This is a genomic window from Nonomuraea cavernae (assembly GCF_040655715.1).
GTDB lineage: Bacteria > Actinomycetota > Actinomycetes > Streptosporangiales > Streptosporangiaceae > Nonomuraea > Nonomuraea cavernae_A.
The window spans coordinates 1-17,975 of record NZ_JBFAKL010000028.1 but is presented as its reverse complement, the minus strand read 5'-3'; the positions used below and the strand labels follow the sequence as shown (position 1 = coordinate 17,975).

Genomic DNA, 17,975 nt, shown 5'->3' with positions numbered 1-17,975 from the left:
CCCGGTCCCTTCCCTTCCGGGGGGACAACGACGCGACGTCCGCCCTGTTCATCGAATCTCCATTGCGTTGCGAAAAGGCCGCCGGGCCGGTCCCGGTGGAAACGCGTACCCATGGGGGGACCTACAGCCCTGCCCGAAGAAACATCCTTGGAAATAGCTATATGTCCCTTTCTGGGGCTGGGTAATCATGGTGTTCGGAACCGGAGCGTTGAGGCTGTTCTGGCCATATCCGGGCGGAGTAGCCTGGAAGCAGTTGCTCCGTCCCCTCGGCGGCCGCACTGCACGCCCGGAGGCAGCCACCCGAGGTTCACGGCGAGGGACGGAGGCACCCATGAACGACTATCCGCCGATCGCGGACCACGGCATGATCGGAGACCTGCAGACCGCCGCCCTCGTCTCCGGCACGGGGACCATCGACTGGTGGTGCACCCCCCGCTTCGACTCCCCGAGCGTCTTCGCCTCTCTCCTCGACAGCGAGCGCGGCGGCCACTTCCGGTTCGCCGCCGACCTCGACATCATCGCCGGGGAGGCGGTCCGGCAGCTTTACCTGCCGGACACCGCGATCCTGGTGACCCGCTACATGGCGCCGAGCGGTATCGGCGAGGTCGCCGACTTCATGGAGCCGAACTCCTCCGCCACCCCGTCCGACCGGCACCGCCTGGTGCGCGTCGCCCGGGTCGTCCGTGGCAGCATGCCCTTCACCCTCGCCTGCCGCCCCCGCTTCGACTACGCGCGGGCGACACACACCCTCACCATGCTCGACGACGGCTCGGCCCTCTTCCACGGTCCCGGCATGGACCTCCACCTGAGGGCCAGCGACCGCATCACCCTGCGCGCCGTCGGCGACGACGTCGTCGCCGACTTCATCCTCCAGGCCGGTGATACGGCCGCGATCACGCTGACCGGTGACCGCACCGGCGCCCACACCCCGAGCCCGCTGACCGGCGCCGAGGTGCGCGACAGCATCGAGGCGTGCCACGACTTCTGGCTCGACTGGCTGCGCGCCTCCCGCTACCGCGGGCGGTGGCAGGAGATGGTCAACCGTTCGGCGATCACCCTCAAGCTGCTCACGTACGCGCCCACCGGCGCGCCGATCGCCGCCGCCACCATGGGCCTGCCGGAGCAGATCGGCGGCGAGCGCAACTGGGACTACCGCTACACCTGGATCCGCGACGCCTCCCTGTCCGTCAGGGCCCTGATCGACCTGGGCTTCACCGAGGAGGCCTATGCCTTCCGCAGGTGGCTGCGTGAGCGCCTCGACGCCGGCGGCACGGCCTCCGGCGAGCCGTTGCAGATCATGTACCGGATCGACGGCGACCCCGCCCTGACCGAGGAGATCCTCGACCATCTGGAGGGGTACCAGAAGTCCGCCCCGGTCCGGGCCGGGAACGCCGCCGCCGACCAGATCCAGCTCGACATCTACGGCGAGGCCGCCGACGCGCTGGCCCAGGCCCAGGACATCGGCGGCATCCAGGGCTGGCGGTCCTTCGTCCGGCTGCTGGACTGGCTGGCCGACACCTGGGACCGCCCGGACGAGGGCATCTGGGAGACTCGCGGCGGACGCCAGGACTTCACCTACAGCCGCCTGATGACGTGGGTCGCCTTCGACCGTGGCATCCGCATGGCGACGACCTACTCCCGGCCCGCCGACGTCTTCCGCTGGACGAACACGCGTGACACCGTCTTCAACCAGATCGTGCGGCGCGGCTGGAACGCGCGGCGGCAGGCGTTCGTCCAGCACTACGCCACCGACGTCCTGGACGCCTCGCTCCTGCTCATGCCCCGGGTCGGCTTCGTCTCCCCCCGCGACCCGGCCTGGCTGAGCACCCTCGACGCCATGGATCAGGAGCTCGTCAGCGACAGCCTCGTCTACCGCTACGATCCCGACGCCTCCCCGGACGGGCTGCAGGGCTCCGAGGGGACGTTCAACCTGTGCAGCTTCCTCTACGTCGAGGCTCTCGCCCGCGCGGGACGGGTGCGGCAGGCACGCTACGCCTTCGACAAGATGCTCACCTACGCCAATCACGTCGGCCTCTTCGCCGAGGAGATCGGCCCGTCGGGGGAGCAACTGGGCAACTTCCCGCAGGCGTTCACCCACCTGGCGCTCGTCGCCGCGGCCATGGCCCTCGACGAGCAGCTCGACCACGGCGACTAAAATCGCGCGAACGGCTCGTCGTCGGCGGTCTCTACAGGTACGTGCGCAACCCGATGTACGTGGCGGTCCTCGGCTGCGTCATCGGGCAGGCCATGCTGTTCGGCGACGGGCGGCTGCTGCTCTACGCCGTGGCCGTGGCGGTGCCCGTGGTGCTGTTCGCCCGCTTCTACGAGGAGCCGGCGCTGCGCCGCAGATTCGGCGCCGACTACGAGCGCTACCGCGCGGCCGTGCCCGGCTGGTGGCCCACGATCCACCCACGCGTCGGCGGATAGCAGCGGCAAGAAGGACACCCGTGCCGCACAGGAGCACGTCAGCGCCCCAGCTCTGAGCGGAGAATCTCCTCATCCCGCCCAGCGAGGGTCGGCTCGGCCTCGAACGATGCGAAGAACGGCAGATCACGCTCTGCGGTGACGGGCTCGTCCATACGCCCGCTGGCTGGGTGAAGTGTGCTGATATGTTCGCTGCGAGGCGACATGGAGATCACATCAGCATCGCTACCAGGCAGGTTGTCCCGAGTCGTGCGGCGAGTCGTGTCCCGCTTCCCGCGGCTGCCGTTGCTGACCGGACTCGCCGGCACGTCCGGTGCCGTCGCCGCGGTGCTGGCCGGGCCGTGGCCGGTGGCGGCGGGGGTCGCCGGGTTCGTCGGCGGGGCGGGGCTGGCCGTGGCGGGGCTGCGCGGGATCGTGGCCGCGCAGCAGGCCGAGCTGGACCGGCTGGGCGAGCTGGTCGACCGGAGGGCCGAGCAGGTGACGTCGCTCAGCCACGAGCTGCGCACCCCGCTCAGCATGATCAAGGGGGCCGTGGACCTGCTGGTGGAACGGACACCCGGGCCGCTGACCACGGCGCAGGAACGGTTCCTCACCGTGGTGGACCGGCAGTGCGCGCATGTGATCGCGCTGTGCGAGAGCCTGCTCATCCAGGCGAAGATCGAGGCCGGGCTGTTCACGCCGCGCCTGGAGCGGATCGACGTGTCCGTGATCGCGCGCGACGTGGTCACCGCGATGCGCGCGCTGTGCGCCGAGCGGCGGCAGCGGATCACGCTGGACACCCCGCAGGTCACCCCCGACATCTCCGCCGACCCGCTGCTGCTCACCCAGGCGCTGACCAACCTGCTGTCCAACGCGAGCCGGTTCACCAGCGTCGGGGGCAGCATCGACGTGCGGGTGGCGGTCATCGACACCGGGACCTACGTCGGGATCGCGGTGTACGTCACCGACGACGGCGCCGGGATGACGCGGGAGCAGCGCCGGCGATTGTTCCACCGGTTCGCCACGGGACGCCCGCTGGCCGACGGCACCGGGCTCGGCCTGGTCATCACCAAGACCATCGTCGAGTTGCACGGCGGGTCCATTCTGGTGGACACCACGTCCATGCACGGCACCACCTTTCTGTTGAGCCTGCCCGGCTGAGGGGGACGCGATGGCCACCGCTCTCGTCGTCGACGACGAACCGCAGATGACGGCGATCGTCGAGTTCGCGCTGCAGACGCAGGGCTTCAGGGTGCACACGGCACACGACGGGGCGACCGCGATGCACGTGCTGCGCACCTATGACGTGGACCTGGTGGTGCTCGACGTGCTCATGCCGACGCTCGACGGGCTCGCGCTCTGCGAGCGGATCCGGGCCAGGTCGGACGTGCCGATCATGCTGCTCACCGCGCTGGCGCAGCACGAGGACATCATCGCCGGGCTGGAGCGCGGCGCCGACGACTACGTGACCAAGCCGTTCCACCCGCGGGAGGTCGCGCTGCGGGCGCAGGCGCTGGTGCGGCGCCGCCGCGGCGGCGGAGAGGGAGCGGTGCTGCGGGTCGGGGACCTGGTCGTCGACTCCTCGTCGCACACCGTCACGGTGGCCGGCCGGCGGCTGGAGCTGCCGTACACCGAGTTCAAGCTGCTCGCCCATCTCGCGGCGCGGCGCGGCAGCCCGCAGTCGTGGCAGGACCTGCTGCGCGCGGTGTGGGGTACCGCGGATCTGGTGGGCGGCCGCGACGTGGTCAAGACCACGGTGTATCGGCTGCGGTCGCGGCTGGCCACGCTGGGCGACGATGCCGCGAGGTACGTCCAGACGGTGCGCGGCGTGGGCTACATGATGCCGCACCTGGCCCCCGGCGACGACGGGCCCTAGCAGGGCGGGCGAAGGGACGCCCACCTGCCCTCCGGGGGCGACGGGCCCTGGCGCGTCGCAGGTGACGGCGCTGTTACCAACGCTCACGGCGCTGTTACGGAGGGGCGTGCGCGGCGGGCCTACCGTCGGTACACACCAACCAAGCGGCCCGCCCGCCCCGGCGCCGGTCGATCCCAGGAGGCCCCCCATGACTCCACCCCTCAACGGCCGCGCCCGGCGGTCGCTGCCGGCGCTGGCCGGCGTGATCGCGCTGGCCGTCACCGGCTGCGCCCGTACCTCGACCGGCCCGGCCGGCACGGCCGCCGCGGACACCGGCAAGGTGACGGTGGCCTGCGGAGCCACGGAGGAGTGGTGCGCGGCGATGGCCGAGGGCTTCGCCACCGCGACGGGCGTCAAGGCGGAGTTCGTCCGCTTGTCCAGCGGCGAGGCGCTGACCAGGATCCAGGCAGGCCGGGCCAACGCGGAGTTCGACGTGTGGCACGGCGGCCCCGCCGACGGGTACGCCGCCGCGTCCGACCAGGGCCTGCTGGAGGACTACGTGTCGCCGAACGCCGCCGCCATCCCCGACCGGTACAAGGACAGGACGGGCGCCTGGACCGGCGTCTACGTGGGCGTGCTCGGCTTCTGCAACAACACCAAGGTGCTGGGGGAGAAGGGGGTGACGGCGCCCGGCTCGTGGCAGGGCCTGCTGAACCCGGCGCTCAAGCAGAACGTCGGCATCGCCCATCCCTCCACCTCCGGCACCGCCTACACGGCGCTGTGGACCCAGGTGCTGCTCAACGGCGGCGACAAGGACGGGGCGCTGGCGTACATGAGGAAGCTGCACCCCAACGTGCTGCAGTACAGCAAGTCCGGTGCCGCGCCCGCGCAGCAGGTGGCGCGCGGCGAGATCGGCGTCGGCGTCGTCTTCTCCCACGACTGCGTCGCGACCCGGGAGCAGGGTTTCACCGACCTGGAGGTCACCTTCCCGGCCGAGGGCACCGGCTACGAGGTGGGCGGCGTCGCACTGGTGAAGGGGGCGCACAACCCGGTCAGCGCGAAGAAGTACATCGACTGGGCGCTCACCGCCGCGGCCCAGGAGATCGGGCCGTCCGTCAAGTCCTACCAGGCGCCGACGAACCCCGGCGCGAAGAAGTCGGACAAGACCGTCGACCTGACGACGTTGAAGCTCGTCGAGTACGACAGCGTCGCCGCGGGCGCCGTCAAGTCCGTCCTGACCCGGCGGTTCGACACCGAAGTGGCGCAAGCCCCCAAGGACTGACAGCCCCGGCCGGGGGTGGTACGAGGGCCCGTCCCCGGCCGGTTCACCACCAGCGGGAGAACCACCATGACCACCCTGACCCACTCCTCCGACCCGCCGCCGCTCACCGGCGCCGCCGGCCCGCCCGGCCCGCCCGGCCCGGGACGCCGGCCCCGTCGCCGGCGCCGCGAACTGAGCGTGCTGCTGGCGATCGCCGCCTGCGTCGTGCTCGTCACCATCGGCACCGTCTTCCCCATCGGCGCGGTCCTGGCGTCGGCGTTCTCGGCGGAGGCGATGCCACGCTACGCGGAGTTCTTCACCTCGGCGGTGGATCTGCGCATCCTGTGGAACACCCTCGTCCTCGGCCTGCTGGTCGGGCTGGCCGGCACCGCGATCGGCTTCCTGTTCGCCTTCGTGCAGACCCGGCTGGACGTGCCGGGCAAGCGGGTGCTGCACCTCATCGCGCTCGTGCCGGTGATCAGCCCGCCGTTCGCGGTGGCCACCGCCACCATCGTGCTGTTCGGACGACGGGGACTGATCACCCACGACCTGCTCGGCCTGGAGTACGACATCTACGGGCTGGACGGCCTGGTGTTCGTGCTGGCGCTGTCCCTGTTCCCGGTGGCCTACCTGGGCCTGCTCGGCATGATGCGCGGCCTGGACCCGGCCATGGAGGAGGCCGCCATGACCCTGGGCGCGTCCCGCTGGCGGATCTTCCGCACCGTGATGCTGCCGCTGCTGGCGCCCGGTCTGGCCGCGCCGTTCCTGCTGTTGTTCGTCGAGGCCATCGCCGACCTGGCCAACCCGCTCGTGGTCGGCGGCGACTACACGGTGCTGGCCAGCCGCGCCTACCTGGCCATCACCGGCGAGTACGACACCACCAGCGCCTCGGTCTACAGCCTGATCCTGCTGGTGCCGTCCATCGGGGTCTTCCTGGCGCAGCGCTACTGGCTGAGCCGCAAGGTCCGCACCACCATCACCGGCAAGCCCTCGGGCAGCGTGCACCTGATCACCGGCTGGGTCCGCTGGCCCGTCTACGGACTGGCCGTGCTGGTGGCGCTGGTCATCGTGGCCCTGTACGGCACCGTCATCGCCGGCGGCGTCACCCGGGTGTTCGGCGTGGACTACACGCTCACCTTCGCCCACCTGCACGAGGTGCTGCTCGGCGTCGGCCGGGAGGCGATCGCGGACACGGCCACGCTGGCCATCGTCGCCACCCCCATCGCCAGCGTGTTCGGCCTGGTCATCGCCTGGCTCGCGGTCCGGCACCTGCCGCGCGCCGGAGGCTGGCTCGACTTCGCCGGCACGCTCGGCGTGGCCGTGCCGGGCACCGTGCTCGGCATCGGCTACCTGCTCGCCTACCGGCCCGACCGGTACGCCGGCGACTTCCTGGTGCTGCCCGGCCTGGTCGGCGGCAGCGCGGTCGCCGGCGGGTCGATCGCCATCGTGCTGGCGTACATCGTCCGCTCGGTCCCGGCCGGGCTGCGCACCGGCACGGCGGCGCTGTCCCAGCTGCATCCGAGCCTGGAGGAGGCGTCCACCGACCTCGGCGCCGGGCCGATGCGCACGTTCCGCAAGGTCACCCTGCCGCTGATCCGCCCCGCCCTGCTCACCGGCCTCAGCTACAGCTTCGCCCGGTGCATGACCTCGATCTCCACGATCATCCTGCTGGTCACCCCGGGCACCCGCATCATCACCTCGCAGATCCTCAGCGCCGCGAGCACCGGCCGGTACGGCGTGGCGTTCGCCTACTGCACGGTGCTGACCGCCATCGTGCTCGCGGGCTTCGGGGTCATCCGGCTGCTGGTCGGACGCAACGCCACACTTCACCGGGTCGCCGGCTCCACCGAAAGGCACAAACGTTGACCGCCACGCGCGTCACCACCGATTCCGAGAGCGCCGGCCGCCTCCATCTGGACAGGCTGACCAAGACGTTCGAGAGCCGCGGCACGGCGCCCGTCGTCGCCGTCGACGCGGTCACGCTCGACGTGGCGCCCGGCGAGTTCATCACCCTGCTCGGCCCCTCCGGCTGTGGCAAGACCACCACGCTGCGCATCGTGGCCGGGCTGGAGGAGGCCACCGGCGGGCACGTCCGGCTCGACGGCGACGTGATCGACGCGTTGCCGGCGCAACGCCGCCCGATGGCCATGGTGTTCCAGAGCTACGCCCTGTTCCCGCACCTCACCGTGAGCGAGAACATCGCCTACGGACTGCGTACCCAGCGGCGCGGCAAGGACGAGACCGAGGCCGCCATCAAGATCGCCCTCACCAGCATGAACCTGCTCGGCCTGGAGAACCGCAGCCCGCACGAGCTGTCCGGCGGCCAGCAGCAGCGCGTCGCGCTGGCCCGCGCGCTCGTCGTCCAGCCCAAGGTGCTGCTCTTCGACGAGCCGCTGTCCAACCTCGACGCCAAGTTGCGCGGCGCCATGCGCGCCGAGATCCGCCGCATCCAGCGCCGGCTCGGCATCACCAGCCTGTACGTCACACACGACCAGGACGAGGCGATGACCATGTCCGATCGGGTGGTGGTGATGAACAAGGGCCGGATCGAGCAGGCGGCCGCCCCCGCCGACATCTACTTCCGCCCGGCGACCGTGTTCGTCGCGGACTTCATCGGCCGGGCCAACTTCATCGAGGTCGTCCCGGAGCGGATGGACGCGGACGGCACGGTGATCAGCGCCCTGGGCCGGGAGATGACGGTCGCGGCCCACCCGGATGTGCGCGCCAACGGCGCCGCGTACCTCATGGTGCGGCCGGAGACCCTCTCGCTGGCCGCCGCGCCCGAGGGCGGCGTCGGCTCGGTGCTGCGCTCCACCTTCCACGGTCACAGCGTCGACTACGAGGTGGAGACGAACGCCGGGACGCTCGCGGTGACGGTGCCCGGCCCGGAGCCGCGGCGCCTGCTCGCCGAGGGCACCAACGTCACCGTCACCATCGATCCGGGGCGGGCCTACGTCCTCAACAAGGACTGACCGAGCCGCGTCGCAAGGGGCCGGAGGCGGCACGCCTCCGGCCCCTTGCCGGGTCAGCCGGTGACGGTCACCGTCCTGAGGGCCGGTGAGGCCAGGATGTCGGCCTCGCAGAAGCGCTGCGTGATCCAGCGCTTGGCCGAGAACTCCACGGTCTGGTCCGCGTAGTGCGGTGAGTTCGGGTTCTCCGACTGCGAGTACGTGAGGAACCCGCGCACGTCAGGACAGGAGTCGCCGTCGAACGACACCGCCTGGACGTAGCTGGAGCCGTGCAGCATCTCGGTGTAGCCCTTGGCAGGGTCCCACTGGGCGATGTTCACGTTGTAGATGCCGCCGGTCGAGCCGCCGCCGTGGATCGGGATCTTCGTGCCGTTCCGCGTGGCGTAGTGGTGGTCGCCGAACCTGGCGTTGAACGCGATCCCGGCCGACGCCAGGTCCCGCAGGGCGTTGCCGAAGTCGATGCGGTGCCCGGTCGCCGCCGCCATGCCGTTGGGGGTGCCGATCGGGTCGGTGGCCGTGAACGGGTTCTTCCACGGGTTCTTCGTGGCCTGCTCGACCAGGGTCGCCCCGAGCGTGGCCCGCTCCCAGAAGCGCTGGAACAACAGCGCTCCGCGGCTGTTCACGTCGTTGCGCCCGTCCCAGTTCGCCAGCACGTCGCAGGAGTCGCCCACCGCGATCGGACCGGCGTTCGACGGGGCGAAGCCCAGCGGCATGCTGCGGCACATCGCGACCGTGTCGGCGAGGGTCAGGGTGGCGGCGTGGGACCTGTTGGAGAAGACCAGCCCCTCCATCGACGCCCGGGTCAGCGACCCGCCCAGGGCCGGGATCGCCGTCAGCCCGTACCTGGTGCGCAGGTCCTGCGCGATGTTCGTCTTCACCATGGCCCTGGGCAGGGTGGTGAACCAGTCGGCGGCGTGGTGGTTGACCAGCCACGGGCTGTCGTTGGAGTTCTGCACGTACGTCCGGACCGTCTTCGACGGCTGGTTGGCCGGGCCGAACGTGCCCGGCACCAGGGCGTCCGGGTCGTTGCCCGGCATGCACGAGGAGCGCGTGCCGTCCAGGATGGTCAGGTAGTAGCCGGCCACGGCCTGGCCCAGCACCGTGAGGCAGTCGGCGGCCTTGGCGTCGGAGACGTTCGGCACGACCTGGATGTCGGCGAAGTAGGCGTTGCCGGCGGAGTCGGCCGCGACCGTGTTCACCCACGGGATGCCCTGGTTGGTGCGCAGGGCCCGGTCGATGTCGGCGGTGCTCCGCGCGTGGTCCATGTCGAACCACGCGTTGACCGCCCGCAGGTTGTCGATGTTGGCGTCGGCGACGGAGAAGGCCAGCATCGCCCCCCACGGCAGCGGCAGCGGCCCCACCTGGGTGGTGACCGGTCCGTAGCGGCTGTACCAGAGCCTGCGGGTCACGGTGCCGCCGCCCAGCACGGGCACCGCGAGGGACCGGCTGGTCATCTGCTCGATCTGCCCGTCGACCAGGTAGGAGGTGGGCGAGCCCGGCACCGTCTTCAGGTCGTAGACGACGAACGGGTAGGCCGCGCTCACCGTGTGGCTCCAGGCCACGCCGGAGGTGTAGCCGATCTGGACGCCCGGCAGGCCGAGCAGCGAGCCGCCCGACACGTCGAGCGTGCCGGGGATGGTCAGGTGCGACTGCCAGAAGCGCAGGCCGTCGTGCCAGGGGAAGTGCGGGTTGCCCAGCAGCAGGCCGCGGCCGTTCGCCGACAGGGCGGATCCGGCCGCGACCGCGTTGCTGCCGAGCTGCCGCTCGGAGACCATCTTCCGGGCGGCGGCGACGGCCTCCTCCTCGGTCGTCTCCTCGGTCGAGGTGCCGCGTGCCGCGTCGGCCTGCGCGATGCCCACCGCCGACTGGCCGAGGCCGCCGTACATGAGCCGGGCGTAGACGAACTTCCAGGCGTCGTTCTCGGTGATCGGCCGCAGCCACGGCTTGCCCGCGCAGCGCGGGTCCGTGATGCCGCCGCCGGCGAGCAGCTTGTTGTAGCCGGCGACGTAGCCCCGGATGATCTCCAGGACCTCGGCCCTGGGCCCCAGCGGGTACGGCTTGGCGAGCACCTCCTCCAGCTTCCCGGTGGCGAACAGGCCGCGGAAGAAGACGTCGCTGTCGATGTTCCTGCTCGCCGTGGAGTACACGTTGGTGGCGGGCACGCGCAGCGGCTCGGAGTTCACGCCGAACGCGTCGCCGTCGGGGCCGAAGAACAGCGACCGCTCGCCGCGCACGGTCACGTACCCGTTGGCGAGGGTGCAGAGGTTGTCCTTGGCCATGGCGTACCCCTGGCCGAAGCCGGCGTCGCCGTAGCCGGTGGCCGTGATGTGCGGCACGCCGTACTCGGTGTAGCGGATGGTCGCGGTGTAGCCCGTGGCCTGGGCGGTCGAGGCGGGTGCCACCACGCCCACCGCCACCAGTGCCAGCGCGCATAACAGGCGTCGGATCATGTCGCGAGTGTCCGTCCGGGCCTGCGGCGGTGCATCGTCGAATCAGCCCAAGGGGCCGCCGTGGGTTGGTCTGATCGGCCACAGCCGCGAGCCCGGCCGCCACCGCGAGGCCCCGGCCCCCGAACCCGGCCCCCGAACCCGGCGCCGGTGACCCGGTCAGGCGATGCGCGTCAGGTCGCCACCGGCGACCGGGTGCCGCTGCGGAACCCCCTCGGCGAAGCTTTCCAGCTCGTCCAGCGCGGCGTCGGCCAGCCGGTGCGTCTCGGTGCCCATCGCCCCGGCGATGTGCGGGGTCAGCACGACGTTGGGCAGCGTGTACAGCGGCGACCCGGCGGGCAGCGGCTCGGGGTCGGTGACGTCGAGGACCGCGTCCAGCCGCCCGGCGACGCACTCGGCGGTCAGCGCGGCGGTGTCGACCAGGCTGCCGCGGGCGGTGTTGATCACGGTCGCGCCGTCCGGCAGCAGGGCCAGCCGCCTGCCGTCCAGCAGGTGGCGCGTCTCCGGCAGCTCCGGCGCGTGCAGGGTGACCGTGTCGCTGCCGCCGAGCAGCGTCTCCAGCTCCACCAGCGTGACGCCCAGAGCGGACGCGCCGGCGGCCGAGGCGTGCGGATCGGTGGCGAGCACGCGGACGTCGAACGGTCGGAGCAGCGCGGCGAGCCTTCTGCCCACGTGGGACAGGCCGACGATGCCGATGGTGCGCCGGTAGTTGGACGGGTTCGGCGGCGAGTCGCGCCACGGCCCCCAGACGCCCGGGTGGCCGGTGTAGAGCGCGGCGAAGCGGTGGGCGCGCTTGCCGGCCATCAGCACGGCCGCCAGCGTGTATTCGGCGACGGGGATCGCGTTGGCCGCCGCCGCCGAGGTCACGATGAGGCCCCGGTCCCAGCAGGCGGGCGTGATGTGGCCCTTGACGGTGCCGGCCGCGTGCAGGACCGCCCGCAGCCGCGGCGCGCGGGCCAGCACCCCGGCCGTCAGAGGCGGGCAGCCCCATCCGGTGATGAGCACCTCGGCCTCGGCCAGCCGTTCGCGCGCCGGCGCCGACTCCAGCTCGGCCACCTGGACCGGGTCGCGCACCGCCGCCAGCCGCGCGAGCCGGTCCCGGCGCGGCTCGTCGAACAACCGCTGGTACGTCTCGCCCGCCATGACGACGAGCACCTCGGGCCGGTGTGTCACCGTGATGAACTCCTGTGGCCGGATGCGGGGACTTCGCGCACCACCGTACTCCCGGCCTCGTGCCCGGGACCGGCGCCCGGACGGCGGCGGCCCCGGGCAGGGGCGTCCCTAGTAGACGATGACCGCGAACACGGCCGCCACGAGCAGCCCCGCCATCACCGGGATGAACGCCTTGCGGGCCAGGTCCAGCACCGGCACCCGGGCGAACCCGGCCACCGCGATCAGCGAGGACCAGGCGACGAGCACCCCGCCGCCGGACCAGATGGCGCCCATCTGGCTCACGGCGGCCAGCGTCGCCGGGTCCATCCCGACGGCCGGGCCGAGCGCGCCGGACAGGGAGCCGGTCAGCGGCAGGCCCGAGAAGCCCGAGCCGTCCAGGCCGGTGATGATGCCCACGATCAGGATCGCGAACGTCATCAGGAATCCGTTCTGCGGACGGGCCCGCGCTCCCGGGCAACGAGGCCTTCGGGATCAGCCACATGCATCCCGGCAGGTTCGCAGTCTTCGTGGGCGGCTTCCCGATCGTGCACGAGGGCCAGGTCGTGGGCGCGATCGGGGTGAGCGGGGGCAACGGCGATCAGGACAAGGCGGTCGGCGCCGCCCCGGGCGGCGGGGTGTCGGCGGCGTACTCCCGCACCGGCTTGCCCGTCAGGAACGACCGCAGGACGTTCAGGTACGGCCGGCCCAGACCTGGGCCGTCCAGGTGGACGAGCCGTGCGCCGGGCAGCGCCCCCCGATAATCCACGGCCGACGACCAGCTCTGCTCGTCGCAGCCGCCCTTGACGACCAGGGCGGGCACGGACAGCCCGGCGAGACCAGGCCGCACACCTCGGGGCAGGGGCCGTGCGGCCAGGTGCGCGTACCCACCGAGGTCACCGGGCGGCGGCGAGGTGGCGCGACAGGGCGGTCCGGCGGGCCGGGGGAGGCGGGCGTCCAGCTCGTCGTCCCCGGCGAAGGCGTGCGCGGCGGCCGGGTCGACCCGCAGCAGCGTGTAGACGGCGAGCATGCGCGTCGAGGGCGGCCCGGCGCCGGTCCCGGCCGGGCCGAGCAGGGCGGCGGACCGGTCGGCGGCGGGGGAGTCGAGGCTCGCCGGATCGGCGAAGACCACCCGGGCCACCCGGTCCGGATGCGCGGCGAGGTAGGCGGCGGCGAGCCGGGCCCCGTGGCCGTGGCCGATCAGGACGAGCCGCTCGGCCCCGATGGCCTGGCGGGCCGCCTCCAGGTCGGCCGTGTCACGCTCCAGGCCGTAGCCTCGCGGGTCGGCCAGCCGCGCCGACCGGCCGGCTCCGAGCTGGTCGTAGACGTACACCTGGGAGCCGTCGGCGGCGAGCCCGCCGTAGAAGGCCGAGTCGCCGGCCAGGTCGGCCCGCCCTGGCCCGCCGTGCAGGAACACGACCGGCTCCGCCCGGGTCACCCGCTTGGGCATCACCCGCACGTACGCCAACCGGGACCCCGTGTCCAGCCGCCACTCCTTCTGCCCGGACACCCGGGACGGCGCGGCGTCCGGTGGGGGAGGGTGGGTGAGGGCGGCCGTGACCTGCCAGACCACCACCGCCTCCACGGCCAGGACGGCCACGGCGCGCACCCAGCGTCCCCAGGCGGCCTGGGGCCGGGGCACGCAGCGCAGCAGGCCGACGAAGAACACCGCGCCGAACACGGCCAGCCCGGCCGTCGTGAAGACGTCCGGGCCGGTGCCGAGCATCGCCGTCCCGGCCAGCGCCGCCAGGCCCAGGACCGGCGCCAGCGCCAGCACCACGAGCCCGGTCAGCAGCCGGACGACCCACCGGGCGAGAACACGCACACGGCGAAACTAGTACAAAGCTCTCCCCGGGGGGCGGTATCACGTGAGCGGGCGGCCCAGCCGCAGGGTGACCCGTTCGCCTTGCCGCACGGTCTCCCGCACGCTCCACACGCACGCGTCGACCACCCCGCCGTCGGGCGTCATGTACGCGCCGGCCTTGAGCGTCGGCCGGCCGGTCTCGTCGGCGACCACCGCCGCGCGGGACTCGGAACCGTCGGTGAACAGCAGCAGGAAGTCGCCGGGATCCGGCGGGACCTCCATGACCAGGTCGGAGTGAAGCCGGGGATGGGCGATCTGCACCACTTGATCGTTCATGCTGCGGCACCTACCCACGAGCGGGCGCCGCAGAGAAATGGATAGCGCTTACATCACGACATGCGATGAAATGGCAGCATTTCATCGACTGACTGGAGTGTGTCGTGGCGCTTTTCGACCTGCCGATCGAGCGGCTCCGTGCCCACCGTCCCGACCGGGACGACCCCGCCGACTTCGACGACTTCTGGTCACGCACCCTGGCCGAGGCGGGCGAGTTCGACCTGGCCGCCACGTTCACCCCATACGATCTGCCGCTGCCCGCCGTCGAGGTGTACGACGTGTCGTTCGCCGGATGGGGCGGGCACCGCGTCAACGGCTGGTTCCTGACCCCGCGCGGCGCGGACGGGCCACTGCCCTGCGTCATGCACTACATCGGCTACAGCGGAGGCCGCGGCTTCCCGCACGACCACCTGCTCTGGCCGGCCGCCGGCTACGCGGTGTTCGTCATGGAGACGCGCGGTCACGGCGGCGCCAACCCGGGGCGCCCCGGCGTGACGGGCGACCCGCACGGCGGCGATCACGCCCAGGCGCCGGGCATGATGACCCGCGGCATCCTCGACCCCGAGACCTACTACTACCGCCGGGTCTTCACCGACGCGGTCCGGGCGGTCGACGCGGCCGCCGCCCATCCGGCCGTCGACGCCGCGCGCATCGTGGTGTCGGGCGTCAGCCAGGGCGGCGGCATCGCCCAGGCCACGGCCGCGCTGCGCCCCTCGGTCAAGGCGGCGCTCATCGACGTGCCGTTCCTGACCGACTTCCGGCGGGCCGTCGAGATCACCGACCGCGACCCGTACCAGGAGATCGTGCGTTTCCTGGCCACGCGCAGGGACGGCGCCGAGCGGGTGTTCGCGACGCTGGCCTACTTCGACGGGCTCAACTTCGCCGCGCGCGGCCGGGTGCCCGCGTTGTACTCGGTGGCGCTGATGGACGACGTGTGCCCGCCGTCCACGGTCTTCGGCGCCTACAACCACTGGCAGGGGCCGAAGGAGATCACGGTCTGGCCCTGGAACGGCCACGAGGGCGGCTCGGGATACCAGCGTGAGGAGCAGCTCCGCTACCTGCGCAAGCTACTCTCGGGCGGCTGATCCGGACAGCCGGTCGCCGCCGGCCCGGCACGACCCCTCCGCCGCGCCGGGCCCGGCGATCGGCGGTCAGACGTTCTGTTCGGTCACCAGGAAGGACACGGCCCCCTTGTCGTCGGCGCCGGCGTCCAGGGACTTGTCCTCCAGGACGGTGGCGGCCACAGGGTCGAGATAGACGCGGGCGCCTTCGGTCTCGACCACTTCGTCGGCGGGTTCCGGCTGCGTCGCCAGCGAAAGGGTGAGCGAACCCGAGCCCTCTCCCTGCGACGAGATGCGGATGCCGCCCTGCTCAGGCTCAGGTGCGGACGCGGTCAGGTCACGGATGGCCTGGGCTGCGTTGGCGGTCAGGGTGAGCACTACGGCTCCTCCTCACGGTCGACGTACATGAATTGCCTGCCCTTCCCGCCTCAGGGCGACCCAACCATCTTGGTCGGATTTCTTTCCGGATCGCCGCAGGCGCCGGACCTACAGCTCAGCGAAGCGTTCCACGTCCTCGGTGCGGCCGGACACGATGATGACGTCGTTGTACGTGAGCTCCGTCTCAGCCGTGGCGTAGGTGAACTCCTCGTCGGGGCTCTTGACCGCGACGACGGTGATGCCGTGCTTGCGGCGCAGGTTGGACTCGCCCAGGGGGGCGCCCACGTAATCCTTCGGCGGCCGCGTCTTGGCCAGCGCGAAATTGGCGTCGACCTGCATGTAGTCGAGCATCCGCCCGCTCACCAGGTGCGCCACCCGCTCGCCCATGTCGTGCTCGGGAAGCACCACGTGGTGGGCGCCGATCCGGCTGAGGATGCGGCCGTGCTGCTTGCTGACCGCCTTGGCCCAGATGTCGTCGATCTCCAGCTCCACCAGCAGCGACGCGGTGAGGATGCTGGCCTCCAGATCGCCGCCGATGGCCACGACCGCGCGGTAGAAGTCGGGCACGCCGAGCTGGCGCAGCACCTCCATGTCGGTGGCGTCGGCGACGGCGATCTGCGTGATCTGCCCCGCCAGCGACTGCACCACCTTGGGACGCTGGTCGATGGCCAGCACCTCGGTGCCGTGCCGGGCCAGCTCCAGCGCCAGCGAGGTGCCGAACCGGCCCATCCCGATCACCACGACCGGGTCGCTTCTCTTGTCAGCCAACGATGATCCGCTCCTCGGGTAGTTCGTAGCGGCGCTGGCGCTCCTTCAACGCGAGCGCGGAGCCGAGCGTCAGCGGGCCGATCCGGCCCACGAACATGAGCAACAGCAGCAGGACGTGCCCGACCGGCGACAGCTCGCCGGTGACCCCGGTGGACAGGCCCGTCGTGCTGAACGCCGCGATCACCTCGAACAGCACCTGGTCCAGGCTGTACGGGGTCAGCACGAGCAGCACGTAGGTCGACGTCGCCACCAGGAACACGCTGATCGCGGCTATCGACAACGCCTGGCGCTGGGCCGACTCGGGGACGCGGCGGTGGCCGACGTTGACGCGGCTCTCGCCGCGCAGCTCGGCCCAGATGACGAACGCCAGCAGCCCGAACGTGGTCACCTTGATCCCGCCGGCCGAGCCCGCGCTGCCGCCGCCGATGAACATCAGCACGTCCGTGGCCAGCCAGCTGGACGGGGTCATCGCGGTGATGTCGAGGCTGTTGAAGCCGGCCGTACGGGGCATGACGGAGGCGAAGAAGGCGGCGAGCAGCCGGCTGCCGTCGTCGAGCGGCCCGAGCGTCCTGGGGTTGTGCCACTCGGCGCCGAGGAACACCAGTGTGCCCGCGGCGAGCAGGATCACGGTGACGGACACGGTGATCCGGGTCAGCACCGACCAGCGGCTGGGCCGCCGCCACGACCTGGCCAGCTCGAACACCACGGGGAAGCCGAGCCCGCCGACGATCACGGCCGCCGCGATCGTCAGGCAGATCCACGGGTCCGCGACGAACCGCATCAGGCTGTCGGGCCACAGGGCGAACCCGGCGTTGTTGAACGCCGACACCGCGTGGAACGCCCCGAGGTAGGCGGCACGGCCGAACGGCTCGCCGTAGCCCGTCATGAACCGGACGGTGAGCACCACCGCCGTCACGGTCTCGCACACCAGGCTGAACACCAGCACCTTGCGCAGCACCTGCCGCACGTCCGACATGCTCAGCGTGCGCGTCTCGGTCTGCGCCGCGAGGCGGGCGCGCAGGCCGAGCCGGCCGGCGACCAGCACGGCGAAGACGGTGGCCAGGGTCATGATGCCCAGGCCGCCGGCCTGGAACAGCCCGGCGATGACGACCTCGCCGAACATCGACCAGTGCGCCTCGGTGTCCACGATCACCAGGCCGGTCACGCACACGGCGGACGTGGCGGTGAACAGCGCGGTCAGCCAGCCCGCGGACTCGCCCGTCGTGGTCGCGACCGGCAGTGCCAGCAGCAGGGTACCCACCAGCACGGCGGCGCCGAACCCGGTCACGATGACCTGGGTGGGATGGTGGAAACGAGAGAGGAGGAGAGATGACCTCACCCGGCGCGATTTTCCGAACAAGCCGTCACCAAGCACCTACAGCGTGGATGCCCCGTCCTTCAGGGTGGGGAGGGAACGCGGTATGGTCGGGCACTTGTGTTTCCTGTTTCTGTCGGTGGTGGTCGGTAGGTTGGTCGGCGTGTCCCGCTTCCGGCTTCAGCCCTCGCCTGCCCAGGAGGCGGCGTTGCTGGAGCATTGCGGGCAT

Annotated in this window: 15 protein-coding genes and 2 pseudogenes; 9 read left to right on the top strand and 8 right to left on the bottom strand. The window is 71.8% G+C overall.

The window, feature by feature from the left end; all coding sequences use genetic code 11:
- Positions 1-331 precede the first annotated feature (331 nt).
- The 7 genes and pseudogenes from AB0I38_RS32035 to AB0I38_RS32005 all read left to right on the top strand — a co-directional run bounded on the left by AB0I38_RS32035 (position 332) and on the right by AB0I38_RS32005 (position 8,491).
- A complete protein-coding gene (locus AB0I38_RS32035) occupies positions 332-2,155 on the top strand; it encodes a glycoside hydrolase family 15 protein (protein WP_358488326.1) in 1,824 nt (607 codons plus the stop codon).
- A gap of 17 nt (positions 2,156-2,172) precedes the next feature.
- Positions 2,173-2,427, top strand: a pseudogene (locus tag AB0I38_RS32030) (methyltransferase family protein); the annotation flags it as partial.
- Positions 2,428-2,673: 246 nt separating this feature from the next.
- Entirely contained in the window at positions 2,674-3,564 is an 891-nt protein-coding gene (locus tag AB0I38_RS32025) for a sensor histidine kinase (protein WP_358488324.1), read from the top strand.
- A 10-nt stretch (positions 3,565-3,574) separates the two neighbouring features.
- Positions 3,575-4,279 (top strand): response regulator transcription factor, encoded by a 705-nt coding sequence (locus AB0I38_RS32020; RefSeq protein ID WP_358488320.1) that lies wholly within the window; start codon positions 3,575-3,577, stop codon positions 4,277-4,279.
- A 187-nt stretch (positions 4,280-4,466) separates the two neighbouring features.
- Positions 4,467-5,540 carry an ABC transporter substrate-binding protein gene (locus tag AB0I38_RS32015; protein ID WP_358488316.1) on the top strand — a complete coding sequence of 358 codons (1,074 nt, stop codon included), beginning with the start codon at positions 4,467-4,469 and terminating at the stop codon, positions 5,538-5,540.
- Positions 5,541-5,606: 66 nt separating this feature from the next.
- Positions 5,607-7,385 (top strand): ABC transporter permease, encoded by a 1,779-nt coding sequence (locus tag AB0I38_RS32010; protein WP_358488312.1) that lies wholly within the window; start codon positions 5,607-5,609, stop codon positions 7,383-7,385.
- Positions 7,382-8,491 carry an ABC transporter ATP-binding protein gene (locus tag AB0I38_RS32005; protein ID WP_358488306.1) on the top strand — a complete coding sequence of 370 codons (1,110 nt, stop codon included), beginning with the start codon at positions 7,382-7,384 and terminating at the stop codon, positions 8,489-8,491. Before AB0I38_RS32010 ends, AB0I38_RS32005 begins: the two co-directional genes overlap by 4 nt.
- A gap of 53 nt (positions 8,492-8,544) precedes the next feature.
- On the opposite strand, the gene AB0I38_RS32000 is transcribed toward AB0I38_RS32005, so the two are convergent.
- From AB0I38_RS32000 to AB0I38_RS31990, 3 genes are all read right to left on the bottom strand, one after another.
- Positions 8,545-10,938, bottom strand: a complete 2,394-nt coding sequence (locus tag AB0I38_RS32000; protein ID WP_358488302.1) for a penicillin acylase family protein — start codon at positions 10,936-10,938, stop codon at positions 8,545-8,547.
- Between the two features lie 156 nt (positions 10,939-11,094).
- The gene (locus tag AB0I38_RS31995; protein ID WP_358488299.1) at positions 11,095-12,108 is read right to left on the bottom strand and encodes a hydroxyacid dehydrogenase; all 1,014 of its coding nucleotides are present in this window, start codon (positions 12,106-12,108) and stop codon (positions 11,095-11,097) included.
- Between the two features lie 108 nt (positions 12,109-12,216).
- Positions 12,217-12,525 (bottom strand): hypothetical protein, encoded by a 309-nt coding sequence (locus tag AB0I38_RS31990; RefSeq protein ID WP_358488297.1) that lies wholly within the window; start codon positions 12,523-12,525, stop codon positions 12,217-12,219.
- 62 nt (positions 12,526-12,587) lie between these two features.
- Here AB0I38_RS31990 and AB0I38_RS31985 point away from each other — a divergent pair.
- Positions 12,588-12,647: pseudogene (locus tag AB0I38_RS31985) on the top strand (hypothetical protein); the annotation flags it as partial.
- Between the two features lie 38 nt (positions 12,648-12,685).
- Here the strand turns inward: AB0I38_RS31985 and AB0I38_RS31980 are convergent.
- Complete coding sequence (locus AB0I38_RS31980; protein ID WP_358488294.1) at positions 12,686-13,909, bottom strand: alpha/beta fold hydrolase; 1,224 nt, start codon at positions 13,907-13,909, stop codon at positions 12,686-12,688.
- Positions 13,910-13,948: 39 nt separating this feature from the next.
- The gene (locus tag AB0I38_RS31975) at positions 13,949-14,224 is read right to left on the bottom strand and encodes a hypothetical protein (RefSeq protein ID WP_358488290.1); all 276 of its coding nucleotides are present in this window, start codon (positions 14,222-14,224) and stop codon (positions 13,949-13,951) included.
- Positions 14,225-14,328: 104 nt separating this feature from the next.
- Between AB0I38_RS31975 and AB0I38_RS31970 the strand changes: the two genes are divergently transcribed.
- Entirely contained in the window at positions 14,329-15,309 is a 981-nt protein-coding gene (locus AB0I38_RS31970; RefSeq protein ID WP_358488288.1) for an acetylxylan esterase, read from the top strand.
- Between the two features lie 66 nt (positions 15,310-15,375).
- Here the strand turns inward: AB0I38_RS31970 and AB0I38_RS31965 are convergent, their stop codons facing one another.
- The 3 genes from AB0I38_RS31965 to AB0I38_RS31955 form a co-directional block, all read right to left on the bottom strand.
- Complete coding sequence (locus tag AB0I38_RS31965) at positions 15,376-15,663, bottom strand: HesB/IscA family protein (protein ID WP_358488284.1); 288 nt, start codon at positions 15,661-15,663, stop codon at positions 15,376-15,378.
- A 108-nt stretch (positions 15,664-15,771) separates the two neighbouring features.
- Positions 15,772-16,431: a potassium channel family protein gene (locus tag AB0I38_RS31960; RefSeq protein WP_358488278.1), complete on the bottom strand. Its 660-nt coding sequence runs from the start codon at positions 16,429-16,431 to the stop codon at positions 15,772-15,774.
- Complete coding sequence (locus AB0I38_RS31955) at positions 16,424-17,770, bottom strand: TrkH family potassium uptake protein (protein WP_358488273.1); 1,347 nt, start codon at positions 17,768-17,770, stop codon at positions 16,424-16,426. Before AB0I38_RS31955 ends, AB0I38_RS31960 begins: the two co-directional genes overlap by 8 nt.
- Between the last annotated feature and the right edge of the window lie 205 nt (positions 17,771-17,975).